Genomic DNA, 24,010 nt, shown 5'->3' on the forward strand with positions numbered 1-24,010 from the left:
AGCATACGAACGCTCCGAAGGGGAAGCACGCGATGAGCCACAACCAGCCGGGCCCGTACGGCCCGCCGCCGCAGCAGCCCGGCCCGTACGGCCGGCCGCAGCAGCCCGGCCCCTACGGTCAGCCGCCCCAGCAGCCGGGGCCCTACGGTCAGCCGCCCCAGGCCCCCCAGCCCGGCTACGGCTACCCCCAGCAGGCGCCCCCGGCCCAGCCCGGCTACGGCTACCCCCAGCAGCAGGCCGGCTACGGCTATCTCCAGCAGCAGGCCGGCTACGGACAGGTCCCGCCCCCGCCGCCCGTCGGGGGCGGCGGCGGGAAGAAGGCCGGGATCGTCATCGGCACGGTCGCCGTGGTGGCCGCGATCGGCGTCGGCGCGTACCTCGTCCTCGGCGGCGGCGACAGCGGCGGCGGCTCCTCCTCGGTCGCGGACGACGGCCCGCACAAGCTGACCGTGCCCGCCACGCTCCTCGGCGACTACGAGAAGCAGGACGACCAGAGCGGCGACGGCTTCAACTCCAGCGACATCGCCGCGGCGGAGAAGGCCGGCGTGAAGGACCCCAAGGACGTCAACGCCGCGTACGAGACGGGCGACGACAGCAACCCGCTGGCGCAGAAGGCCATTCAGTACATGGGGGTCTACGGCGAGATCGACGACCCCGAGAAGGTCGTCGACGGCATGTTCGCCAAGATCAAGAAGGACTCCGAGAAGAGCAGCACGGAGACCGGCAGCCTGGTCGGCCCCGTGAAGGACTTCAGCACGGACGACGCGGTCCTCAAGTGCCAGGAATCCGTGATCAAGAACGAGAACGCGGGCAGCGGCGCCCCCAAGGAGGTCCGCATGCCCGTCTGCATGTGGGGCGACCACAGCACCGTCGCCGTCGTGGTCCCCGTCGAGGTCGCCGACGCCCTGGCGGGCAAGGTGTCGCTCGACGACGCCTCGGCCACCGCCCTCAAGGTCCGCGAGGAGGTGCGCGTCAAGCTGTGACGGGCGACCGAGCAGGCAGAAGGCGGAACGGACCGCGCGTCGGCGCCGCGATGCTCGTGACCATGGCGGCCCTCGGCGGCTGTCAGCTCCTGGACCGGAGCGGCGACGGCGGCGGCGGTTCCGTCGCCGACGACGGCAGGACGTACGAGCTGACGGCGCCCTCGACCGTCCTCGGCGGCGCGTACAAGAAGGTCGACTCCATCGGCGGCGTCGCCGTCCGCAGCAGCGAGCTGAAGGGCATGAGGAGCCTCGGCGTCGCCCACCCCGAGGCCGTCACCGCCATGTACCTGGCAGGCAAAGGCAGCGGCCAGCGGTCGATCTCGTACTCCGGCGTCCACGGCGACGTCGAGGACCCCGAGAAGGTCGTGGACGCCCTGTTCGCCGAGATGGAGCGGAAGGTGGCGGAGAGCGACGGCGCGGCGACCTACGTCGGCAGCCCCGAGGAGTTCACGCCGGCCGGCTTCAAGAACGGGATCATGAAGTGCCAGACCTCCGAGTTCCGGACCAGTGGCCCGAACCCGGCGGCCGGTGAGGACGGCGGCGAGCGGAGGACGTACCGGAACCCGATGTGCGTCTGGGGCGACCACAGCACCGTCGGCTACGTCTCCCCCACCCACGCGGCGGCCGCCGCACGTGGCGACAGTCCCTCCCTGGCCGCCACCGCGAAGCTGACCGCCGAGCTGCGCGCCGACGTCCGCGTCACGACGGAGTAGCGCCGCACGACGAAGGGGGCGCCCCGTGGGGCGCCCCCTTCGTCGTGCCGCTGTGTTCGTACCGCTCTCGTCGTACCGCCCGCCCGGCTCTCGCCTAGGCGGACTTCATCTCCCCGGCGCCCGGGCCGCGCGCGTCGCGCGGCACCAGCGTGGGGTTCACGTTCGAACGGACGACGTCCGCCGTGATGACGACGCGGGCCACGTCCTTGCGGGACGGCACCTCGTACATCACCGACTGCAGGACCTCCTCCATGATGGCGCGCAGGCCGCGCGCGCCGGTCTGGCGGAGGATCGCCTGGTCCGCGATGGCCTCCAGGGCCTCGCGCTCGAAGTCGAGCTCCACGCCGTCGAGTTCGAACAGGCGCTGGTACTGCTTCACCAGGGCGTTGCGCGGCTCGACGAGGATCTGGAGCAGGGCCTCGCGGTCGAGGTTGTGGACCGAGGTGATCACGGGGAGGCGGCCGATGAACTCGGGGATCATCCCGAACTTCACCAGGTCCTCCGGCATGATGTCCTCGAACTGGTCCTTCTCCTCCATCTCGCGCTTGGAGCGGATGGTGGCGCCGAAGCCGATGCCCTTCGCGCCCGCCCGCGACTCGATGATCTTCTCGAGACCGGCGAAGGCGCCGCCCACGATGAAGAGCACGTTCGTCGTGTCGATCTGGATGAACTCCTGGTGCGGGTGCTTGCGGCCGCCCTGCGGCGGGACCGAGGCGGTGGTGCCCTCCAGGATCTTGAGCAGGGCCTGCTGGACGCCCTCACCGCTGACGTCGCGCGTGATCGAGGGGTTCTCGCTCTTGCGGGCGACCTTGTCGATCTCGTCGATGTAGATGATGCCCGTCTCGGCCTTCTTGACGTCGTAGTCAGCGGCCTGGATGAGCTTCAGCAGGATGTTCTCGACGTCCTCGCCGACGTAGCCCGCCTCCGTCAGCGCCGTCGCGTCCGCGATGGCGAACGGGACGTTCAGCATGCGGGCGAGCGTCTGCGCCAGCAGCGTCTTGCCGGAGCCGGTCGGGCCGAGCAGCAGGATGTTGGACTTCGCGAGTTCGATCGCGTCGTCACGGCCCTGCGCCCCGCCGTTCTCGCCGGCCTGGACGCGCTTGTAGTGGTTGTACACCGCTACCGAGAGGGCCTTCTTCGCGGGCTCCTGGCCCACCACGTAGCCCTCAAGGAATTCGTAGATCTCGCGAGGCTTGGGCAGTTCCTCCCAGCGCACCTCGCTCGTCTCCGCGAGCTCTTCCTCGATGATCTCGTTACAGAGGTCGATGCACTCGTCGCAGATGTACACACCGGGGCCTGCGATGAGCTTCTTGACCTGCTTCTGACTCTTTCCGCAGAACGAGCACTTGAGCAGATCGCCGCCGTCACCGATGCGTGCCACGAGGTGCTTCCCCTTCGCCTGGGAGACGCCACGTTCAGCGGCTCCTGGTGCCTCATATCCGACGGTACCTTGCCGGGGGCCCCGTACGGGCCCCCCTTGGCACGGTTCGCTTCGGCGCGAGCCTTCGGCGAACCATGCCAAGGAGCGGCAGATGCTACAGCGCCGCGTCAGGCAACCGAGGCATTGTTCATCTTGCGGGTGGAGATGATCTGGTCGATGAGACCGTACGAGAGCGCGTCCTCGGCCGTGAGGATCTTGTCGCGCTCGATGTCGTCGCGGATCTTCTCGATCGGCGTCGTGGAGTGCTTGGCCAGCATCTCCTCCAGCTGCGAGCGCATCCGGAGGATCTCGTTGGCGGCGATCTCCAGGTCGGAGACCTGGCCGCGGCCCGTCTCGCTGTAGGGCTGGTGGATCAGGACGCGGGCGTTCGGGAGCGCCATCCGCTTGCCCGGCGTACCGGCCGCGAGCAGGACGGCGGCGGCCGAGGCGGCCTGGCCCATGCACACGGTCTGCACGTCCGGCTTCACGAACTGGATCGTGTCGTAGATGGCCGTGAGGGCCGTGAACGAACCGCCGGGGCTGTTGATGTAGATGGAGATGTCGCGGTCGGGGTCCATCGACTCCAGGCACAGGAGCTGCGCCATGACGTCGTTGGCCGACGCGTCGTCGATCTGCACGCCGAGGAAGATCACGCGCTCCTCGAAGAGCTTCGCGTACGGGTCGTACTCGCGCACGCCCTGCGAGGTGCGCTCGACGAAGCGCGGGATGATGTAGCGGGACTCGGCGCGGGCGCCGGTGAACTCGGCCTGCGCGGGGCGGCCGTACTCGGCCTGGGTGCGCTCGTAGAGGCCGCTGCCGGGGTGGTTGTTCATCTCTTCTTCGTCTCCTGAGGAGCGTGGGCTGAGGTTTCGGCTGAGAGGCGCTGAGGGGGTGTCTCAGGCTCCCGTGCCGCCCCCGCCCGGCATGCCGGCGGCGGTGGGCATGATGTCGTCGATGAGGCCGTACTCCTTGGCCTCCTGCGGGTCGAACCATCGGTCGCGGTCCGAGTCGCGGGTGATCTGCTCGACGGTCTGGCCGGTGTGGTGAGCGGTCAGCTCGGCCATGCGCCGCTTGGTGTGCAGCAGACGCTCGGCGTGGATCTTGATGTCCGAGGCGGAACCCGCCAGGCCCGCGGAGGGCTGGTGGATCAGGATCTCCGCGTTCGGCAGGGCGAAGCGCTTGCCGGGCGTACCCGCGCTGAGCAGGAACTGGCCCATGGAGGCCGCCATGCCCATCGCGATCGTCACGACGTCGTTCTTGATGTACTGCATGGTGTCGTAGACCGCCATGCCGGCCGTGATCGAGCCGCCGGGGCTGTTGATGTAGAGGAAGATGTCCTTGTCCGGCTCTGCGGCAAGCAGCAGAAGCTGCGCAGTGATCTTGTTGGCGATGTCGTCGTCCACGGCCTGGCCGAGGAAGATGATCCGCTCGCCGAGCAGCCGGTTGTAGACCTGGTCGCCGAGGCCACCACCGATGGAGGGGTCGCCGGCGGCGGAGGGCATCAGATTCGTCACGTATCCACCTGCTCGTCTTACGACGGCGCCGGGCCGTCTCACGTCTTCAGCTGGGGCTGGGACCCCGCGTGCCAGCCGCTCCGGGGCGGCTCCGGGGACTCCCCTGCCCTCGTATTCATGGACCCTAACGCGCGGACCCCTCCGGGAAATCCCGCAGAGCCAACTGTTCGCTGTGAGCGCAGGTAGCGCCCCGTAAGGGGCACGGCATGGGCCCCCGGGACGCAGATCCCGGGGGCCCATGCTGCGTGCGTCAGAGCGAGGCGGCTCAGGCCTCGGTCTTGTCCTCGCCGGAGGCGGGGGCGTCGGCGGAGGCGTCGGCCTCGGCGGCAGCCGTCTCGTCGTCCTCGTCGTCGAGGTCGACGACCTCGCCGTTGGTGTCCTTGACCGTGGCGGCCTCCACGACGACCGCGAGGGCCTTGCCGCGGGCGACCTCGCCGACCAGCATCGGGACCTGGCCGCCCTCGACGACGGCCTGGGCGAACTGGTCGGGGGACATGCCGGAGGACTGCGCGCGACGCATGAGGTGCTCGGTGAGCTCCTCCTGGTTCACGTTCAGCTTCTCCTTGTTGACGAGCTCGTCGAGGACGAACTGCGTCTTGATGCCCTTCTCGGCCTGCTCCTTGGTCTCGGCGTCGAACTCCTCGCGGGACTTGCCCTGGATCTCCAGGTACTTGTCCAGGTCGAGGCCCATCTGGCCGAGCTGGTGGTGCTCCAGGTTGTGCGTGCGGGTCTGGATCTCGTCCGCGAGGAGCTTCTCGGGGACGGGGACCTCGACCAGCTCGAGCAGCTTCTCCAGGACGCGCTCCTGGGCCTGGGTCGCCTGGTCGTACTGCTTCATGTTCTCGAGGCGCTTGCGGCTGTCGGCCTTCAGCTCGTCGAGGGTGTCGAACTCGGAGGCGAGCTGCGCGAAGTCGTCGTCCAGCTCGGGCAGTTCGCGCTTGGCGACCTGGGTGACCTTGACGGTGACCTCGGACTCCTTGCCGGCCGCCGAGCCGCCCTTGAGCTCGGAGGTGAAGGTGGCCTCGCCACCGGCCTCCAGGCCCTTGACGGCCTCGTCGATGCCCTCCAGGAGCTCGCCGGAGCCGATGGTGTAGGAGACGCCGGACGCGACGCCGTCCTCCAGGACCTCGCCCTCGACCTTGGCCTCCAGGTCGATCGTCACGACGTCGCCGTCCTCGGCGGCACGCTCGACCGGCGAGGTGGACGCGAAGCGCTCGCGGAGCTCCTCCACGGCCTTGTCGACGTCCTCTTCGCTGACCTCGACCGCGTCGACCTCGACCTCGATGCCGGAGTAGTCCGGGATCTCGATCGTGGGACGGACGTCGACCTCGGCGGTGAAGTTGAGGGTCTCGTTGTCCTTCAGCTCGGTGATGTCCACCTCGGGCTGGCCCAGGACGTTGAGCTCGGCCTCGTTGACGGCCTCGGTGTAGAACTTCGGGAGCGCGTCGTTGACGGCCTCTTCGAGGACGGCGCCGCGGCCGAACCGCTGGTCGATGACACGGGCCGGGATCTTGCCCTTGCGGAAGCCCTTCACCGTGACCTGCTGGTTGATCTTCTTGTAGGCCGCGTCGAGGCTGTCCTTGAGCTCCTCGAAGGGCACCTCAACAGTGAGCCGAACCCGAGTCGGGTTCAGGGTCTCCACGGCGCTCTTCACGGTTCGGTCTCCTTGGGGCTGACTTCTTGGGATTGAGCCCGGTTCAGAGACACACGGGCACACAGCTTGCATAGTAACGGCAAGCGGGAGCCGACCCACAATGCGATCTTGATGCGATCGTGCGAGGGAGATCCTGCTGGTCGGGGTGGCGGGATTTGAACCCACGGCCTTCCGCTCCCAAAGCGGACGCGCTACCAAGCTGCGCCACACCCCGTCGGTGCGACACGTAGGGTACATGCCCGCAGGCGGTGCGGCCCCTCGTCGAGCGGGAGCCGTGCGGGGTGTGCGGGAAGGGGCTCCGACCCGCTACGATGCCTGTCGTGCCGCGGCCCCTTGCGAGCTTTGGCGCGAGCTGTGCGGGCGTAGCTCAATGGTAGAGCCCTAGTCTTCCAAACTAGCTACGCGGGTTCGATTCCCGTCGCCCGCTCCATCACCTCCGGCCCGGTCCGCTGAACCCCAGCGGACCGGGCCGGCGGCGTATCCGCGTACGCCACCGGGCGCCGGCCGTCCGCGCCGGGTCAGAAGCTGATGGAGTTGATGGTCTCCGCCAGTTCGTTCAGGAAGCGGTTTATCGACGGCGCCATGCCCGTGGACGCCAGGAAGAAGCCGAAGAGCACCGCGACCACCGCGGGGCCCGCCTTCAGAGACCCCCCTCGGATCAGCACCACGAGGATGATCGCCAACAGCAGTACCACTGACAGCGAAATTGCCACACTGATCACACCCTAGGTCGGTCGCTCTCCCGGCCCGGGGGGTACGGCCCCGCACTCCCCCGCCACGACCATCGTGCCACCAACGCGCCCCGCATATGCGGCCGGTGACGCATCGTCGGCCACGGCTTCCGTGGCCGTGTCCGCGGGGATGCCCTTGGGGCGTATGCGCCGGGATGGCCCTCACGGCAATTCGACGACCTGCGGGCATGCGGAATTCGGCTTGATCGTTGCCGTCGCCACACACAATGTTCGCAGGAAATTCGAATTGTCGCCGGAGGCACCACCGGAGGCGTTCACCCGCCGACCTAACGGACATTCGACCGGAGTCGCATCCGGGCTTTATGCCCCATTTTTACCGGATGAAATGTGACGTATCGGGCGGCCAGATGTGAGATCTTCCTGTACTACACGATCGAATCGCGGGTACCCGGTCGCGATAAGCCGTAATCGCCTTCAGGGATAGACACGGATTGGGCGGGCCAAAGTGACGAGGGTTTTACGAAGACAGTGCGGCGGCGCTAGGGTGCGTCAGATGTTCCACGCTGCCACCATCCCCCCAGGCGCAGTGCGGTCCCGGGTCGTCTCACCGAGCTCTGGGTGGGAGGGCCTGTGACGAACTCGGTGCACCCGCACGGACGCCATCGGGCGCCGCTCCCCCCGGCCCAGATGCCGACGGCCGGAGTCGCCTCCCGCACCCTCCACCACCCGACCCCGCAGGCCGCCGCCGCTCCCCCCACCTCCAGCGGCCACCGCGCGGCCGAGAGCGCGGCCAAGCCCGCCAAGCAGCGCGACGCGTTCTTCGACAACGCCAAGTACCTGGCGATCGTCCTCGTGGCGATGGCCCACGCGTGGGAACCCCTGACGGACCACAGCCGTACGGCCGAGGCGCTGTACATGACCGTCTACACGTTCCACATGCCGGCGTTCATCCTGATCTCCGGCTACTTCTCGCGCAGCTTCGACATGCGCGCGGACCGCCTCAAGCGCCTGGTCACCGGCGTCGCCGTGCCGTACGTGATCTTCGAGGTCGCGTACACGCTCTTCAAGCGCTGGGCGGACGACGACCCGGGCCAGCCGATCAGTCTGCTCGACCCCTGGTACCTCACCTGGTTCCTGGTCGCGCTGTTCGTGTGGCGGCTCACCGTGCCGCTGTGGAAGATCGTGCGCTGGCCGGTGGCGCTCGCCCTGGCCATCGCCATGCTCGCCGTGATCTCCCCGGACATCGGCGACGACCTCGACCTCCAGCGCGTGCTGCAGTTCATGCCGTTCTTCGTGCTCGGCCTCTTCATGAAGCCCGAGCACTTCCAGCTCGTACGCCGCCGTGAGGTGCGGCTCCTCTCCGTGCCGGTCTTCGCCGCCGCCGTCCTGCTCGCCTACTGGGCGGCGCCCCGCATGACGTCCGTGTGGTTCTACCGCCGCGACAGCGCCCAGGAGCTGGGTGTGCCGTGGTGGGTCGGCATCGTGATGACGCTGGCGCTCTTCGGCTGCTCGGTGGTGCTCACCGCGTGCTTCTTCGCGTGGGTGCCGCGCCGCAGGATGTGGTTCACGGTGCTCGGCGCGGGCACGCTGTACGGCTATCTGCTCCACGGCTTCCTCGCCAAGGGTTCCCGCTTCTGGGGCTGGTTCGAGGACTACGAGTGGCTGCACAAGCCGGTCGGCGAGCTGTTCGTGACGGCGGTCGCCGCGACCGTGGTGACGCTGCTGTGCACGCCCCCGGTGCAGCGGATGTTCCGGTTCGCCATGGAGCCCAAGATGGAGTGGGCCTTCAAGCGGGACGCCGCGCAGCTCGCCAGGGAGCGGACCCGGTCGACGTAACGGCTCCTCCTCACAACCCCAGCAGGGCGCGCATGGTGGCGTACTTCGCCGCCAGGCGCGCCCTCGTCGTTTCGTCGAGCACCGCCAGGCGGGCCGGGTCGGCGTTGTGGGCGAGGTCCGCCTCCTTCACGAGGCGGGCGCCCGGGGTCTGCCTGATCCGCGCCGCGTAGGCCTCCTTCGCCTCGGCCGGGCGCTTGGTCAGCGCCAGGACGATGGCCTTCGTGCGGTCCGTGAGCGGCGCGTCCCGCAGCCACTCCTCCGTCAGGGCCCCGTCCTCGACGGCGTCGTGCAGCCAGGCCGCGGCGATCTGCTCGTCGTCGCCGCCTCCGGCCCTGACGCCGTCGGCCACGGCCCGGAGGTGTTCGACGTAGGGGCGGCCCGCCTTGTCCCGCTGGGCGGCGTGGGCCTCGCGGGCCAGGGCTTCGACTGCGGCGAGGGGGAGGACGGGGTCGGGGTTCATGCGGTGGATCTTGCCGCAAGCCCCGCGCTCCCCGGAAGCCCCGCCTCCCCGGAAGCGTCTCTTCCCCGAAGCGCCTCTCCCCGGAAGCCTCGGAAGCCTCAGTTCCGCAGGGCCGCCCTCGCCGGGAGCGTCGTCGAGGCCAGGCCCATCAGGAGGATGGCGGCCACGAAGGCGCCGTAGATCTGCGGCGGGATGTAGGGGCCCTCGCCCGTGAGGCCGTTCATCATGGGGATCAGCGTGGCGAGCGCGATGCCGGAGCCGAGGCCGATGCCCGCGACCGCCACGATCAGGGCCTCCCAGCGGACCATCCGCAGGACCTGGCGGCGCGTGGTGCCGATCAGGCGCAGCGTGCCGAGTTCGCGGCGGCGGTCGAGGACGGTCATCACCAGGGTGTTGACGGCGGCGATCGCCGCGAAGCCGCCGAGGACGGCCGCCATGGTGGTGTTGGCCCAGGCGTTCAGCTCCCGGTCCAGGGACTGGGCGGTGGTGTAGCCGTCGCGGGTCGTGAGGGCGCCCAGGGCCGCGAGGGACTTGGCCGAGCCGCCCTTCGTCCAGATCTCCGAGGGCAGGGGCGAGCTGACGTGCCGGCGTACGTCGGCGGCCGGCAGCGTCACCTGGGAGAGGCCGAGGCCCCTGCCGTACGTCGCCACGACCTTCGGCTCCGCCTTGGTCCCGTCGGGCAGGCGGATGGCGATGCGGTCGCCGGTGGCGACGCCGGCGGAGTGGGCGAGGGCCGCGTCGAGGGCGATCTCGTTCCTGCCCAGCTTCAGGGACCCCGTCTCCACCTTCAGGTCCTGGACCTTCGCCAGGTCGGCGGCCGGGCCCGTGACGCCCTGGGCGGAGGCGGCCTGCAGCCAGCGGTCGCCCGCCGAGTCCACTGACACGAGCACCGACGTCTTGAGCAGCCCGACGGCCGCGGTGACCCCGTCGGCGCGGGCGGCCTCGCGCACCGCGCCGGGGGTGAGGCCCGCCTCCGAGGTGACGATGTGGTCGGCGGTGATGCCGGCGCGCTGCTGGTCGGCGGCGGCCCGGTCCTGGCTGGTGTGCATGAAGACGAGGACGGAGGAGAAGGCCATGGCGAGCACGATGGGGGTGATCGCCGAGGCGAGCCGGCGCGCGTTCGTACGGGAGTTGGCGGCGGCGAGGGAGCCCGGGGCGCCCGCTCCGCGCAGCGGGACGCCGAACAGGGCGGCGCAGCCGCGGGCGATCAGGGGGCCGAGCAGGGCCACGGCGAGCATGAAGAGCATGACGACGCCGAGGGCGGCGTTGGCCGCGTCGTCGCCGCTGGTGCCGGCGGCCACCCCGGAGAGGACGGTGCCGCCCACCGCGGCGGCGACGCCGAGCGGTGTGCGGATCCAGCCGGCGCGCACCCGCTCCACGGAGGCCTCGCTGAGCGCCTGGCCGGGCTTGATGCGGGAGGGGCGGCGGGCGGCGAGGTAGCCGGCGCCGAGCGCGGTGAGGACGGCCACGCCGACGGCGGCGGTGAGCGGGATGAACGAGAGGGACAGGTCCACGGCGTCGGGGACCGCGCCCTTCTCCTTGAGCTGCCCGAACCACCAGGTCGCGAGGGCGATGCCGGGCAGCAGGCCCACCGCGCCGGCGGCCGGCGCGACGAGCAGCGTCTCGGTGGCGATGGTGCGGCGGATCTGGCGCGGGGTGGTGCCGATGGCGCGCAGCAGCGCGTACTCGCGGGCCCGCTGGCCGACGGAGAGCGCGACGGTTCCCGCCGCGGTGAACACGGCGGTCAGGGCCGCGATGCCGCCGAAGGATCCGCCGAGCGCGGTGAGCATCTCCTTGGCGTAGCCGAGGGTGGAGTCCTCCGCGGCGCCGCGGTCGTCGCCGGTGTGCACCTCGGCCTTGCCGCCGAGGGCCTTCGCCACCTGGGCCTTGAGGGCGGCGTCGGAGACGCCCGCCTTCGGCAGCACGGCGATGGCGTCGATCCGCCCGGGGTGCCCGGTGAGGCGCACGGCGTCGGAGTCGGCGAGCCAGGCGGTGGGCCGCGCCCCCGAGGGGGCGACCGTGCCGGAGACGCGGAAGTCGCGGGGGCCCTCCGCCGTGACGAGGGTGGTGCGCTCGCCCACGGAGGCGCCGGGCGCGGCGAGGACGACCTCGCCAGGGTGCGGGGCGCGGCCCGCGGTCAGCTTCTCGCCGGTGAAGGCGGTGGAGCCCCAGCCGTGCGCGGTGACGGCCCTGTCGCCGGACCGCACGGGGAAGGTGACGTCGGCGACGGCGGTGCGGGCGCCGGGCACGGCGGCGGCCCTGGCCACCAGGGAGTCGTCGAGGCGGGCGCGGTCGGGCAGCGCGATGGACTCCTCGCTGCGGGTGTCGCCGCTGCCGGTGACGTAGTGCGCGGACTGGTCCGCGGCGGCGACGACGGGGGCGCCCGCGTAGCGGTCGGGCGGCACGGAGGCGCGGAGCCCGGTCTCCAGGAGGATGCCGCAGGCGGCGACGATCAGTGAGGCCATCATCAGCGCCACGAAGGTGCCGGCGAAGGCGGCGGGCTTGAAGCGGACGGCCGCGCGGGCCAGGCCGTTGGGCACGTACGCCATTACGCGGCCGCTCCCGCGTAGGCGGGGGCGGTCAGCGTGGCCATGCGGGCGGCGATCTGCTGGGCGGAGCCGCGCTCCAGGTGGTCGACGATGGCGCCGTCGGCCAGGAAGAGGACGCGGTCGGCGTGGGCGGCGGCCACCGGGTCGTGGGTGACCATGACGATGGTGGCGCCGTGGGGGCGTCCGGCTTGCGGGGAGTGCGTGGGCGGCGGGCCGTCGACGGCGGAGCGGAGCAGGCCGAGGATCTCGGCGGCGGTGGTGGTGTCGAGGGCGCCGGTCGGCTCGTCGGCGAAGATCACGTCCGGCTCGGTGACCAGGGCGCGGGCGATGGCGACGCGCTGCTGCTGGCCGCCGGAGAGCTCGCCGGGGCGGCGGCGCCCCTTGTCGCCGAGGCCCACACGGGTGAGGATCTCGGCCGCCCTGCGCCGGTCGGGGCGGTGGCCCGCGAGGCGCATGGGCAGGACCACGTTCTGCTCGACGGTCAGCGAGGGCAGCAGGTTGAACGCCTGGAAGACGAAGCCGAGGCGGGTGCGGCGCAGGGCGGTGAGCTTGTTCTCGCTCATGCCGGTGATCTCGGTGCCGCCGAGGTGGACGGTGCCGGAGCTGGGCCGGTCGAGGCCCGCCGCGCACTGCAGGAACGTGGACTTGCCCGAGCCGGAGGGGCCCATCACGGCGGTGAAGCTGCCGCGGGGCAGGGCGAGGTCGACGCCGGCGAGGGCGTGGACGGCGGAGTTCCCGCGGCCGTACTGGCGGCGGACGCCGCGCAGTTCGACGGCCCAGTCACCGGGGCGGACGCCCGGCACGGGCGGCGCCGGGACCGCCCGTGTCGCCTCTTCGGCCCGGTTCTTCCGTCGCAGCCCCATGGCTGTGCCCGCCTTCCGTTCGCTCGTCGCCGACCGGTGTCCCTGTCGATGTCTCGAACCTACGGATCAGGGCTGGTGGGGACCATGAGGGCGGCTGGCGGACCGGGGGTGGGGAGAACCCCACCTCGGAGGCGGGGTTCTCCGAGGCAGGCACGCCCCGAGAATCGTTTGGTAACCTAAATATTGACGCGTTCTTGACGCTTCCTTTGCCTTGCGCGCTTCCTGTACCTGCCCACACCACAGATAGGAACGGGCCCATCGGACACGCAGACACCCTGATAGCCATGGGCGGCGCCTTCCTCGCCGCCGCCGTGCTCGCCCGCCTCGGCGGCCGCATCGGCCTCCCCACGATCCCCCTCTTCATCCTGGCCGGGATCCTCCTCGGCCCCCACACCCCCGGCGTGGTCCTGGTCTCCGACCCCCACGACCTGGAGATGCTCTCGGCACTCGGCCTGGTCCTGCTCCTCTTCTACCTGGGCCTCGAGTTCCACATGGACGACCTCAAGTCGGGCGGCCGCAAGATGGCCCTCGCCGGAGGCACCTATCTGGCGCTGAACGTCGGCGCGGGCCTGGGCTTCGGATTCGCGCTCGGCTGGGGCACCTCCGAGGCGCTGGTCCTCGCCGGGGTGCTCGGCATCTCCTCCTCCGCGATCGTCACGAAGGTGCTGGTCGACACCGGCAGGCTGGGCAACCCCGAGACGAAGCCGATCCTCGGCATCATCGTCGTCGAGGACATCTTCCTCGCCCTCTACCTCGCGGCCCTGCAGCCCATCCTGTCCGGCGCCGACAGCCTCGCGGCGGCCGTGATGGACGGCGGCAAGGCCTTCGGGTTCCTGCTGCTGCTCGCCCTCGCGGCACGCTTCGGCACCCGGCTCGTAAGCCGCCTCTTCGACACCAGGGACGACGAGCTCCTCGTCATCTCCTTCCTGGGCGCCGCCGTGTTCGTCGCCGGGGTCTCCGAGTGGTTCGGCGTGGCCGACGCCATCGGCGCCTTCATGGTCGGCCTGATGCTCGGCAGCACGGCGTCCGGCGACCGCATCCGCACGCTGGTGCACCCGCTGCGGGACGCGTTCGGTGCGATCTTCTTCTTCGCGTTCGGACTCTCCATCGACCCCGGCGACCTGCCGGTGGTGGTGTGGCCGGTCCTCGCGGCGGTCGCGGTGACGCTCCTGATGAACGTCCTGGCCGGCCTCGGCGCGGCGCGCGTGTACGGCTTCGGGGCGGGCCCCGCGGCGAACATCTCCACGACGCTCCTGGCGCGCGGCGAGTTCGCGCTGATCCTCGCCACGATGGCGGCGGGCGCGGGCCTCGACGAGCGCCTCTCGCCCTTCATCGCGGGCTACGTCCTGCTGCTGGCGGTCCTCGGCCCGCTGGCCGCCGGACGCTCGGAGTGGCTGGCCCGGATACTGCCGGGCGGGCGCGGCCCGGCCCTCGCGGACGGCCCGGGCCCCGGCCGCGAGGAACGCGCCAAGGCGGACAGCGTCCCGTAACCGCACCGGACGGCGGACGAAGCGTCAAGGGCGGCCCTCCCGCAGGGGGCCGCCCTCGACGGCGTCGGCGCGGCGCGGGGAGGCGTCGGAGCGGCGGCGGAGCCCGGCTCAGGTCTCCCGGCAGATCAGCAGCAGCGCGCGGTCGTCGTTCACGTCCTTGGCGACCGCCTCGATGAGGTGCCAGGCCGCGCCGTGGAAGCCGCCGGCCACATAGCGGTCGGCCTCGCCGGTGAGGCGGTCGATGCCCTCGGTGATGTCGCGGTCCGAGGTCTCCACCAGGCCGTCGGTGAACAGCATCAGCACGTCGCCGGGGCGCAGCAGCCCCTTCACCGGGTCGAACTGGGCCCCGTCGTAGACCCCGAGGAGCGGGCCCTGGCCCGTCTTCTCCTCCCAGCGGCCGGTGCCCGCGCTGAGCTGGAGGCCCGGCGGGTGGCCCGCGGAGAAGAGTTCGTAGTCGCCGGTCTCCAGGTCGAGCACCAGGTGGATGGAGGTCGCGAAGCCCTCGTCCCAGTCCTGGCGGAGCAGATAGCCGTTGGCGGCGGGCAGGAAGGAGTGCGGCGGCAGCGAGCCGAGGAGGCCGCCGAAGGCGCCGGACAGGAGCAGCGCGCGCGAACCGGCGTCCATGCCCTTGCCGGAGACGTCGGTGAGGACGATCTCCAGGGTCCGGCCGCCGTTCGTACGGGCCGCGACGACGAAGTCGCCGGAGAAGGACTGGCCGCCCGCCGGGCGCAGCGCCATCTCGCGGTGCCAGCCGCGCGGCAGCCTCGGCAGCTTGCTCTGGACGCGGATGCGCTCGCGCAGGTCGAACAGCATCGTGCCGCCGCCGCGCCACGGCACGCCGACGCGGCTGCGGAACTGGGCGACGACGAGCCCGAAGAAGCCGCAGGCGGCCACCACGAGGACCACGCCGGGGGTGACGCGGGAGTTCCCCTCGGTGTAGGGGCCGAGCAGGACCGACTCCACGATCAGGGCCACCGCCGAGGCCGCGTAGAGACCCAGGAGGCTCGCGGGGCGCAGCAGCAGTCCGCCCGCGACGATGGGCAGCACGAGGGCGGCGGGCGCGCACCACACGCTGTTCATGAGCGTGCCGCAGGTGATCAGCGGAACGGTGAGGAGCAGCCCCGCCAGGGCCACCCAGTCGGAGCCGTCGCCGCGGAAGTAGTCGACCCCGGATTTGCGCAGCACTGTCCGGGCCCGGTGCATCCGCTTCTTCATCCGGGCCGTGAATGTCTCGGCTTCCGCCCGCCGCTCGCGACGTTCTCCTCGTACCGCCATTGCTCGTGGACCTTATCCAGCGGGCCGTGCACTTCGCACGGGAGGTCCCACTTGTCCGTCGTCGTGGGGTGCGGGGACGCGGCGCGCGGTGGCCGGAAATGCCCCCGTTAATCCTGTCGCACCGGTTCGCACCGTCCTGGTAGGCATGGCATATGACAACAGACTTGCGGTCGCTCGCAAAGGACGAATGGGACACGTGGTACCGGATGTTGGACGTGGCGTTCGGAGGTGTGCCGGAGTCGCCCGACGAGCAGGAGCTGTGGCGCGCCCTCACCGAGTGCGAGCGGTCGATCGGCGTCTGGGACGGGGAGGCCTGCGTCGGGTCGGCGGGGGCGTTCTCCTTCCGCCTCTGTGTGCCGGGCGGGGCCCTGGTGGACGCGGCGGGCGTGACGATGGTCGGCGTGGCGGCCACGCACCGCAGGCGCGGCATCCTGACGTCGATGATGCGGCGCCAGCTCGACGACGTGCGCGCGCTCGGCGAACCCCTCGCCGTGCTCACCGCGTCCGAACCGGCCATCTACGGCCGCTTCGGGTACGGCACCGCGACGCAGCAGATGAAGGCCGAGATCGACACGTCCCGGGTGCGGCTGTCCACCCCGGCGGGCACGGATGACGTAGCCCTGCGGTACGCGCGGCCCGCCGACGTCCACGAGGCGTGCGAGGAGCTGTACGCACGCGTGGTCGCCGGGCGCCCCGGGATGCTCGCCCGGCAGCCCGGCTGGGAGCGGCTCGGCCTGCTCGACCCCAAGGAGAACCGGGAGGGCGCGTCACCGCTGCAGTGCGTGGTCGCGGAGCGGTCGGGCGAACTGGCGGGGTACGTGCGCTTCTCCGTCAAGCCAGAGTGGGACTGGAAGGGCCCCAAGGGCGCGGTGCAGGTGCGTGACATCGAGGCCCTGGACCCGGCGGCGTACGCGGCGCTGTGGCGCTTCCTCTTCGGCATCGACCTGACGTCCTCGGTCCTCGCGGCCAACCGTCCCGTGGACGACCCGCTGCTCCAGCTCGTCTCGGACGTCCGGCGGTGCGACGTGTCGGTCCGCGACTCGCTGCACGTACGCCTCGTGGACGTGGGCGCGGCCCTCGCCGCGCGTGCGTACCAGATGCCGCTGGACGTGGTCCTCGACGTGGACGACGCCTTCTGCCCCTGGAACGCGGGGCGTTGGCGGCTCACCGGTGACGCCAAGGGGGCCTCGTGCGAGCGCACCGAGGACGCGGCCGACCTCGCCCTGTCGGTGCGGGAGCTGGGCGCCGCCTACCTCGGCGGCACCTCGCTGTCGTCGCTCGCGGGCGCGGGCCGGGTGCGGGAGCTGCGCCAGGGCGCCCTCGCCGAGGCCTCGCCGGCCTTCGGCTCGGACGTGGCGCCCTGGCTGCCGCACGGGTTCTAGCCGGGACCGTCCGCGGGGGCCCGGTCCCTCGGCCCGGGGTTCAGGCGGGCCGCTGGCAGGTGGGGCACCAGAACAGGTTGCGGGCGGCGAGGCCGGCGGTGCGGATCTCGCCGCCGCAGATGTGGCAGGGCTGGTTCGCCCTGCGGTAGACGTACACCTCGCCGCCGTGGTCGTCGACGCGCGGCGGGCGGCCCATCGCCTCCGGGGTGTGTTCGGGCCTGACGGTGTCGATGCGGTTCAGCCGCACACCCTCCCGCATCAGCTCCGCCAGGTCCGCCCAGATGGCGTCCCACTGGCCCCGGGTGAGGTCCTTGCCCGGGGTGTACGGGTCGATGCCGTGCCGGAAGAGGACCTCGGCGCGGTAGACGTTGCCGACGCCGGCGATGACCTTCTGGTCCATGAGGAGCGCGGCGACGGTGGTGCGGCTGCGCGCGATGCGCCGGTACGCCTTCTCCGGGTCGTCCCCCTCGCGCAGCGGGTCGGGGCCGAGCCGGTCGTGTATCGCCCGCTTCTCCTCGTCCGTGATGAGGGCGCAGGTGGTCGGGCCGCGGAGGTCGGAGTAGTACGCGTCGTTCAGCAGCCGCAGCCGGACGGTGTCCGTGGGCGGCGGCGCGGGGGCCTCACCGAGGGCGTACTTGCCGAAGAGGCCCAGGTGGATGTGGATCCACTCCGCGCCGAAGCCCAGGAAGAGGTGTTTTCCATGGGCCTCGGCGGTGTCCATCGTCCGGCCGTCCACGAGGGCGGCGCCGTCGGAGAACTTGCCCTGCGGGCTGCGTACGCCCGCGGGCTTCCCGGCGAACCGGGCCAGGTGGTCCTGGGCCAGCCGGTGAATGGTGTGCCCCTCCGGCACGGGTCCCTCCGGGGGTGTTTCGGTTCCATCGCCTTGAGGGCTCGTCCTCGAACGCCGGACGGGCTGGGATCCGCCGGCTCGGGCCCAGGGGGATGGAGCGCCGGGGGGCCGCAGTTCGGCCCCTCCGGCGTTCGAGGAGCCGGGTCCGGGGGCGGATCCCTCTACGGCTGCGGGTGGTGTGCCGGGACGGGCGGCAGCTCGCCGGTCGTCTCGTACGCCGACAGCATGTCGATGCGGCGGGTGTGGCGCTCCTCGCCCGAGTACGGTGTGGCCAGGAAGATCTCGACGAACTTCGTCGCCTCCTCCTGCGTGTGCATCCGGCCGCCGATCGAGATCACGTTGGCGTCGTTGTGCTCACGGCCGAGCGCGGCGGTCTGCTCGCTCCAGGCGAGGGCGGCCCTGACGCCCTTCACCTTGTTCGCGGCGATCTGCTCACCGTTGCCCGAGCCACCGATGACGATGCCCAGGGCCTCCGGGTCCGCGGCGGTCCGCTCGGCGGCACGCAGGCAGAACGGCGGGTAGTCGTCCTGGGCGTCATAGATGTGGGGCCCGCAGTCGACGGGCTCATGGCCGTGGCTCTTGAGCCATTCGACCAGGTGGTTCTTGAGTTCGTAGCCGGCATGATCCGAGCCGAGGTACACGCGCATGCGTCCGAGTGTGGCACGTCGCGGGCCGGGTAGCCGCGACCGGGGCGTCACCTTGATCCCCCGGGTCAGGGCATTGGTACAGGCCATCGACCGGAATACAACGATCCGGATTCAGGACTTCCGTCCCGTTGACCCCTGAGTTTGAATGCGGGGGCTCGCGACCCGAGAACTTAAGGAATCGTCCATGACCTCGCAACCCTCCCTTGCGAAGCCAGACAGCACCCCGCCTCAGCCCGGCGATCCGCAGACCGGCGGCAGTGACACCGGCGACGGCCTCAAGGCGGGTCTCAAGAACCGGCACCTCTCCATGATCGCCATCGGCGGCGTCATCGGAGCCGGTCTCTTCGTCGGTTCGAGCTCCGGCATCGCCGCCGCGGGACCCGCGATCCTCATCTCGTACGCCCTCGTCGGCGCGATGGTCGTCCTCGTCATGCGGATGCTGGGCGAGATGGCCGCCGCACGGCCCACCTCCGGCTCCTTCTCCACCTACGCCGACCAGGCGCTCGGCCGCTGGGCCGGGTTCTCCATCGGCTGGCTGTACTGGTTCTTCTGGGTCGTCGTCCTCGCGGTCGAGGCCACCGCGGGCGCGGTGATCCTCAACGGCTGGATACCGGCGGTGCCCCAGTGGGGCTGGGCGCTGATCGTGATGGTGGTGCTCACCGCGACGAACCTCGTCTCGGTCGGCTCCTACGGCGAGTTCGAGTTCTGGTTCGCGGGCATCAAGGTCGTCGCGATCGGCGCGTTCGTCGCCATCGGCCTCCTCGCCGTCTTCGGCGTGCTGCCCGGCTCCGACAACCCCGGCGCCGGATTCGCGCACCTCACCGACGCGGGCGGCTTCATGCCCAAGGGCGCGGGCGCCATCCTGACGGGCGTGCTCATGGTCGTCTTCTCGTTCATGGGCTCCGAGATCGTCACCCTGGCCGCCGGTGAGTCCGAGGACCCCCAGCGCGCCGTCACCAAGGCCACGAACAGCGTGATCTGGCGCATCGGCGTCTTCTACCTGGGCTCGATCTTCGTCGTGATCACGCTCCTGCCGTGGAACCACAAGTCGATCACCGAGGACGGCTCGTACGTGGCCGCGCTCAACTCGATCGGCATTCCGCACGCCGGCCAGGTCATGAACGTCATCGTGCTCACGGCCGTGCTCTCCTGCCTCAACTCCGGGCTCTACACCGCCTCGCGCATGGCCTTCTCGCTCGGTCAGCGCGGTGACGCGCCCAAGGCCTTCGCGCGCACCAACGCGCGCGGCGTGCCGCAGGCCGCGATCCTCGGCTCGGTCGTCTTCGGATTCGTCGCCGTCTGGTTCAACTACCAGTGGAAGGACACCGTCTTCGACTTCCTGCTGAACTCCTCGGGCGCGGTGGCCCTCTTCGTCTGGCTGATCATCAGCTTCACGCAGCTGCGGATGCGCGGCATCATCCTGCGCGAGGAGCCGGAGAAGCTCGTCGTGAAGATGTGGCTCTTCCCGTACCTGACGTGGGTCACGATCGCGATGATCTCGTTCGTCCTCGTCTACATGCTGACCGACGAGGCCGGGCGCAAGCAGGTGCTCCTGTCGCTGCTCGCCGCCGCGTTCGTGGTCGTCTTCTCGCTGGTCCGCGAGAAGTTCGGCCGCCGTGCCGACGACGACACGGCCGAGGAGCGGGCCGGAGCCTGACCGCTCCCGCCCCTCACCCGCCCGGCCGGGCCTCCACGGCCCCGCGAAACGCGGAAGAGGCCCGCCGGGCGGAAGCCTGCGCGGCCCGGCGAACCTCTTCCAAGGGGACTACGCGCGGCTCAGCGGTCCAGCAGCTTCCACGCCGTCGGCAGCGCGCCCATCGCGAGCGCGGCCTTGAGGGCGTCGCCGATCAGGAAGGGCGTCAGCCCGGCGGCGACGGCCTGGGTCAGGGACATGCCGGTCGCGGCGGCGAGGTAGGGCACACCGACCGCGTAGATGATCGCGGAGCCGAGGACCATCGTGCCCGCCGTGCGCAGCGCCGAGCGGTCGCCGCCGCGGCGGGCCAGGGCGCCCACCACCGTGGCGGCGAGCAGCATGCCGAGGACGTAGCCGAGGGACGGGGCCGCGACGCCCGAGCCCGCCTCCGCGAACCACGGCATGCCGGCCATGCCCACGAGGGCGTACAGCGCGAGCGAGAGGAAGCCGCGGCGGGCGCCGAGCGCGGTGCCGACGAGGAGCGCGGCGAAGGTCTGCCCGGTCACCGGCACCGGGGAGCCCGGCACGGGCACCGCGATCTGGGCGGCGATCCCGGTGAGCGCGGCGCCGCCGAGCACGAGGGCCGCGTCCTTCACGCGGGAGGCGGGCAGCAGGTCGGCGAGGACCTGGCCGGGGCGGGTGGTGGCAGCGGCGATGCTCATCGGGACTCCGCGGGGGACGTGGGCAGGTTGGGACGGCTCGACGCTATCCCAGGCCGGGGCGCGGCAACACGGTCTCCGGGCGACAACCCGGGGGCGGGGCCTTGGTGGGCTCCGTACAAAGCGCTGCTCGTACACCTCACCTGGCGTGACGCTCGTCACGGAGGTCGGCGGGCGGGTGCCTCGTTTTGCGCGGGAGGTCGCCGCTTGGGGAGACTGTGGAGTCCCGCCAAACATCCTTGAGCACCCTGAGAGCCAGCTGAGCGCCATGCACGACCCCAAGGCCACCGTCGACCCCCTCGGGGGCGGCGACGAACCGCTCGCCGGCGGTCTCAAGCAGCGCCACCTCACCATGCTGGGGCTCGGCGGGGTCATCGGGGCGGGGCTCTTCGTCGGGTCGGGGGCCGGGATCGCGGTCGCCGGGCCCGGCATCGTCGTGTCGTACCTGATCGCCGGGGCGCTCGCGATGTGCGTGATGCGGATGCTCGGCGAGATGTCGGCGGCGATGCCCGCGTCGGGCTCGTTCTCCGTGCACGCCGAGCGCGCGCTCGGCCGCTGGGCCGGCTTCAGCGTCGGCTGGCTGTACTGGTTCCTGCTGGTCGTCGTGCTCGCCGTGGAGGCGACCGGCGCCGCGCAGATCGCCAACGGCTGGGCGCCCGCCGTGCCGCAGTGGGCCTGGGTGCTGGTCTTCATGGTGGTCTTCACCGTGGCGAACCTCGCCTCGGTGAAGAACTTCGGCGAGTTCGAGTTCTGGTTCGCCACGCTGAAGGTCTGCGCGATCGTCGCCTTCCTCGTGCTCGGCCTGCTCGCGATCTTCGGGGTGCTCCCGGCCGCGTCTGACGCCTCCGGCGACCCCGTGGGCCTCACCCACCTCAGCGGTGACGGCGGTTTCCTGCCCAACGGCTGGGAGGGCGTCGTCTCCGGGGTGCTCGCCGTCGTCTTCGCCTTCGGCGGCCTGGAGGTCGTCACGATCGCCGCCGCCGAGTCCGACGACCCGGTCCGCTCGGTCGCCCGCGCCGTGCGCAGCGCCGTCTACCGCATCCTCTTCTTCTACGTCGGCTCGATGCTGGTCATCGTGATGGTGCTGCCCTGGACGGCCCAGAAGGCGGGTGTCAGCCCGTATGTGACGGTGCTCGACTCGATCGGCGTGCCGTCCGCCGGGACGATCATGAACATCGTCGTCTTCGTGGCCCTGCTCTCGGCGCTCAACGCCAACCTCTACGGCTCCTCCCGCATGATCTTCTCGCTGGCCGAGCGCGGCGAGGCGCCGAAGGCCCTGCTCAAGGTCGCGGGCGGCGGGGTGCCGCGCCGCGCGGTCCTGGCCTCCGTCGCCTTCGGCTTCGTCTCGGTCCTGCTCAATCTGAAGTGGCCCGACTCGGTCTTCCTCTACATGCTCAACTCGGTCGGCGCCGTCCTGCTGTTCGTGTGGGCGCTGATCGCGGTGTCGCAGCTGCGGCTGCGGCGCCGCATCGAGCGGGAGGCCCCCGAGCGGCTCGTGCTGCGGATGTGGGCCTTCCCGTATCTGACCTGGGCGGCGCTGGGGGCGATGGGCGTCGTGCTGGGCCTGATGCTGACCGACGACGGGGCGCGGCCCCAGCTCCTGTGGTCGGCGGGCGCCACGGCCCTCGTCCTGGTGATCGCGGGGCTGCGGGAGTGGCGTGTGCGGCGCGGCGCGGAGGACAACCGGAATGACATGGCCCACTTGTAAACGCCAGGTAAGCAAAAAGTGGCCATACCTTCACCAGGTGTAAGCGTCGTGTCCGTATAGCGGTCCGCTGTTCCCTGTCAGCGGTGCCGGACCTCAGACTGTGGGCCCGCTCGTCCCCCGTCACGGCTACTGAACAGGGCCCGCCCATGTCTCGGACGTCCGCCTCCAAGGACGCATCTCCCGACGAAGCACCCGGCTCGGCGCCCGCGGCCGACTCCCCGCTCGTCCACGGTCTCAAGCAGCGGCACCTCTCCATGATCGCCCTCGGCGGCGTGATCGGCGCCGGGCTCTTCGTGGGCTCCGGAGCGGGCATCGCCGCCGCGGGCCCCTCGATCGTCCTCGCCTACGCCGTGTCCGGCGCGCTCGTCATGCTCGTGATGCGCATGCTGGGCGAGATGTCGGCCGCCAACCCGGCCTCCGGCTCCTTCTCCGTCCACGCCGAGCGGGCCATCGGCCCCTGGGCGGGCTTCACGGCCGGCTGGGGCTTCTGGTTCCTGCTCTGCGTCGCCGTCGGCATCGAGGGCATCGGCGCCGCGGACATCATGGTGGGCTGGTTCCCCGGCACTCCGCAGTGGGCCTGGGTCGCCCTGTTCATGCTGGTGTTCTGCGGCTCGAACCTGACGGCCGTGAAGAACTTCGGCGAGTTCGAGTTCTGGTTCGCCGCCCTCAAGGTCGGCGCGATCGTGCTCTTCCTCGGCATCGGCGTCCTCGCGATCATCGGCATCCTGCCCGGCTCGGACGTCTCCGCCCCCGGCGCCGCCAACCTCACCGGCGAGGGCGGCTTCATGCCGAAGGGCACGGACGGCCTGATCATCGGCCTCCTCGCCTCCGTCTTCGCGTACGGGGGTCTGGAGACCGTCACGATCGCCGCCGCCGAGTCCAAGAACCCGGTCCAGAGCGTCGCCAAGGCCGTGCGCACGGCGATGTGGCGCATCGCCCTCTTCTACGTGGGCTCCATGCTCGTCGTGGTCACGCTGCTGCCGTGGGACGACAAGGAGGTCGCCGACAAGGGCCCCTACGTGGCCACGCTCGACCACCTGGGCATCCCCGCCGCGGGCCAGATCATGAACGTCGTCATCCTCATCGCCCTGCTCTCCGCGATGAACGCCAACATCTACGGCGCCTCGCGCATGTCGTACTCCCTGATCCAGCGCGGCCAGGGCCCGAAGGCGCTCGGCCGGGTCCACAGCGGCGTGCCGCGCCTGGCGGTGCTCGCCTCCTCGGTCTTCGGCTTCGTGTGCGTGCTGCTCAGCTACTGGCGCCCCGACGACGTCTTCCCCTGGCTGCTCAACATGATCGGCGCGATGATCCTCGTCGTCTGGATCTTCATCGCCGTCTCGCAGCTCATCCTGCGCCGCAGGACCGAGCGCGACGAGCCGCAGAAGCTGGTCGTCCGCATGTGGGCCTACCCCGTCCTGACCTGGGTGGCGCTGGCCGCGATGGCGTACATCTTCTATCTGATGACCGAGCAGCCCGACACGCGCAAGCAGCTCATCGCGACGGGTTCGCTCACGCTGGTCCTCGCCGTGATCGGCTACGTGCGCCAGCGGATGGCGGAGCGGTCGGCGCCTGCGGCCGCCGAGTAGGCAGCGGCGGCGTACGCGACGGAAAGGGGCCCGGGG

At 71.1% G+C, this 24,010-nt stretch carries 20 protein-coding genes and 2 tRNA genes; 9 read left to right on the forward strand and 13 right to left on the reverse strand.

Going from position 1 to position 24,010, the window contains the following annotated elements:
• Window positions 1-32 precede the first annotated feature (32 nt).
• Window positions 33-983 carry a hypothetical protein gene (locus DCW30_RS04880; RefSeq protein ID WP_076686373.1) on the forward strand — a complete coding sequence of 317 codons (951 nt, stop codon included), beginning with the start codon at window positions 33-35 and terminating at the stop codon, window positions 981-983.
• Window positions 984-1,045: 62 nt separating this feature from the next.
• Window positions 1,046-1,696 (forward strand): hypothetical protein, encoded by a 651-nt coding sequence (locus DCW30_RS04885; protein ID WP_123985622.1) that lies wholly within the window; start codon window positions 1,046-1,048, stop codon window positions 1,694-1,696.
• Window positions 1,697-1,790: 94 nt separating this feature from the next.
• On the opposite strand, the gene clpX is transcribed toward DCW30_RS04885, so the two are convergent.
• The 5 genes from clpX to DCW30_RS04910 all read right to left on the reverse strand — a co-directional run bounded on the left by clpX (window position 1,791) and on the right by DCW30_RS04910 (window position 6,498).
• Entirely contained in the window at window positions 1,791-3,077 is a 1,287-nt protein-coding gene (gene clpX, locus DCW30_RS04890) for an ATP-dependent Clp protease ATP-binding subunit ClpX (protein ID WP_062773890.1), read from the reverse strand.
• 167 nt (window positions 3,078-3,244) lie between these two features.
• Window positions 3,245-3,949, reverse strand: a complete 705-nt coding sequence (locus DCW30_RS04895; protein WP_076686369.1) for an ATP-dependent Clp protease proteolytic subunit — start codon at window positions 3,947-3,949, stop codon at window positions 3,245-3,247.
• 63 nt (window positions 3,950-4,012) lie between these two features.
• On the reverse strand, window positions 4,013-4,618 hold the full coding sequence (locus tag DCW30_RS04900; RefSeq protein ID WP_062774006.1) for an ATP-dependent Clp protease proteolytic subunit: 606 nt from the start codon (window positions 4,616-4,618) through the stop codon (window positions 4,013-4,015).
• Between the two features lie 277 nt (window positions 4,619-4,895).
• Window positions 4,896-6,284 (reverse strand): trigger factor, encoded by a 1,389-nt coding sequence (gene tig, locus DCW30_RS04905; RefSeq protein ID WP_076686367.1) that lies wholly within the window; start codon window positions 6,282-6,284, stop codon window positions 4,896-4,898.
• A gap of 137 nt (window positions 6,285-6,421) precedes the next feature.
• Window positions 6,422-6,498: transfer RNA gene (locus DCW30_RS04910), tRNA-Pro, on the reverse strand.
• 142 nt (window positions 6,499-6,640) lie between these two features.
• On the opposite strand from DCW30_RS04910, the gene DCW30_RS04915 reads away from it, so the two are divergent.
• Window positions 6,641-6,714, forward strand: a tRNA-Gly gene (locus DCW30_RS04915).
• 88 nt (window positions 6,715-6,802) lie between these two features.
• Here the strand turns inward: DCW30_RS04915 and DCW30_RS04920 are convergent.
• Window positions 6,803-6,997 carry a hypothetical protein gene (locus DCW30_RS04920; RefSeq protein WP_062774008.1) on the reverse strand — a complete coding sequence of 65 codons (195 nt, stop codon included), beginning with the start codon at window positions 6,995-6,997 and terminating at the stop codon, window positions 6,803-6,805.
• A gap of 609 nt (window positions 6,998-7,606) precedes the next feature.
• Here DCW30_RS04920 and DCW30_RS04925 point away from each other — a divergent pair.
• Window positions 7,607-8,812: an acyltransferase family protein gene (locus tag DCW30_RS04925; RefSeq protein WP_076686365.1), complete on the forward strand. Its 1,206-nt coding sequence runs from the start codon at window positions 7,607-7,609 to the stop codon at window positions 8,810-8,812.
• 10 nt (window positions 8,813-8,822) lie between these two features.
• Here DCW30_RS04925 and DCW30_RS04930 read toward each other — a convergent pair whose 3' ends face one another.
• The 3 genes from DCW30_RS04930 to DCW30_RS04940 all read right to left on the reverse strand — a co-directional run bounded on the left by DCW30_RS04930 (window position 8,823) and on the right by DCW30_RS04940 (window position 12,684).
• Window positions 8,823-9,272, reverse strand: coding sequence for an HD domain-containing protein (locus DCW30_RS04930; RefSeq protein WP_076686363.1), 450 nt, complete (start codon window positions 9,270-9,272; stop codon window positions 8,823-8,825).
• 98 nt (window positions 9,273-9,370) lie between these two features.
• Window positions 9,371-11,821, reverse strand: coding sequence for an FtsX-like permease family protein (locus tag DCW30_RS04935; protein ID WP_076686361.1), 2,451 nt, complete (start codon window positions 11,819-11,821; stop codon window positions 9,371-9,373).
• Complete coding sequence (locus tag DCW30_RS04940; protein ID WP_062773901.1) at window positions 11,821-12,684, reverse strand: ABC transporter ATP-binding protein; 864 nt, start codon at window positions 12,682-12,684, stop codon at window positions 11,821-11,823. The genes DCW30_RS04935 and DCW30_RS04940 overlap by 1 nt, the downstream gene beginning before the upstream one ends.
• 284 nt (window positions 12,685-12,968) lie before the next feature.
• On the opposite strand from DCW30_RS04940, the gene DCW30_RS04945 reads away from it, so the two are divergent.
• Window positions 12,969-14,174 (forward strand): cation:proton antiporter, encoded by a 1,206-nt coding sequence (locus tag DCW30_RS04945; RefSeq protein ID WP_076686359.1) that lies wholly within the window; start codon window positions 12,969-12,971, stop codon window positions 14,172-14,174.
• A 108-nt stretch (window positions 14,175-14,282) separates the two neighbouring features.
• Here DCW30_RS04945 and DCW30_RS04950 read toward each other — a convergent pair whose 3' ends face one another.
• Window positions 14,283-15,449, reverse strand: coding sequence for a PP2C family protein-serine/threonine phosphatase (locus DCW30_RS04950; protein ID WP_076686357.1), 1,167 nt, complete (start codon window positions 15,447-15,449; stop codon window positions 14,283-14,285).
• A 152-nt stretch (window positions 15,450-15,601) separates the two neighbouring features.
• Between DCW30_RS04950 and DCW30_RS04955 the strand changes: the two genes are divergently transcribed.
• The gene (locus DCW30_RS04955) at window positions 15,602-16,831 is read left to right on the forward strand and encodes a GNAT family N-acetyltransferase (RefSeq protein ID WP_076686355.1); all 1,230 of its coding nucleotides are present in this window, start codon (window positions 15,602-15,604) and stop codon (window positions 16,829-16,831) included.
• Between the two features lie 40 nt (window positions 16,832-16,871).
• Here DCW30_RS04955 and DCW30_RS04960 read toward each other — a convergent pair whose 3' ends face one another.
• Both DCW30_RS04960 and DCW30_RS04965 read right to left on the reverse strand, forming a co-directional pair.
• Window positions 16,872-17,681: an Fpg/Nei family DNA glycosylase gene (locus tag DCW30_RS04960; RefSeq protein ID WP_076686353.1), complete on the reverse strand. Its 810-nt coding sequence runs from the start codon at window positions 17,679-17,681 to the stop codon at window positions 16,872-16,874.
• A gap of 161 nt (window positions 17,682-17,842) precedes the next feature.
• Complete coding sequence (locus DCW30_RS04965; RefSeq protein WP_076686352.1) at window positions 17,843-18,328, reverse strand: ribose-5-phosphate isomerase; 486 nt, start codon at window positions 18,326-18,328, stop codon at window positions 17,843-17,845.
• 184 nt (window positions 18,329-18,512) lie between these two features.
• Here DCW30_RS04965 and DCW30_RS04970 point away from each other — a divergent pair, with 184 nt between their 5' ends.
• Window positions 18,513-19,985 carry an amino acid permease gene (locus DCW30_RS04970; RefSeq protein ID WP_076686350.1) on the forward strand — a complete coding sequence of 491 codons (1,473 nt, stop codon included), beginning with the start codon at window positions 18,513-18,515 and terminating at the stop codon, window positions 19,983-19,985.
• Window positions 19,986-20,104: 119 nt separating this feature from the next.
• On the opposite strand, the gene DCW30_RS04975 is transcribed toward DCW30_RS04970, so the two are convergent.
• Window positions 20,105-20,683, reverse strand: a complete 579-nt coding sequence (locus DCW30_RS04975; RefSeq protein WP_062773920.1) for a biotin transporter BioY — start codon at window positions 20,681-20,683, stop codon at window positions 20,105-20,107.
• 265 nt (window positions 20,684-20,948) lie between these two features.
• On the opposite strand from DCW30_RS04975, the gene DCW30_RS04980 reads away from it, so the two are divergent.
• Together DCW30_RS04980 and DCW30_RS04985 are read left to right on the forward strand one after the other, a co-directional pair.
• Window positions 20,949-22,388: an amino acid permease gene (locus DCW30_RS04980; protein ID WP_076686349.1), complete on the forward strand. Its 1,440-nt coding sequence runs from the start codon at window positions 20,949-20,951 to the stop codon at window positions 22,386-22,388.
• A 146-nt stretch (window positions 22,389-22,534) separates the two neighbouring features.
• Window positions 22,535-23,974, forward strand: a complete 1,440-nt coding sequence (locus DCW30_RS04985; RefSeq protein WP_076686347.1) for an amino acid permease — start codon at window positions 22,535-22,537, stop codon at window positions 23,972-23,974.
• Window positions 23,975-24,010 lie beyond the last annotated feature (36 nt).

It is taken from the genome of Streptomyces alfalfae (assembly GCF_004127445.1).
GTDB lineage: Bacteria > Actinomycetota > Actinomycetes > Streptomycetales > Streptomycetaceae > Streptomyces > Streptomyces alfalfae.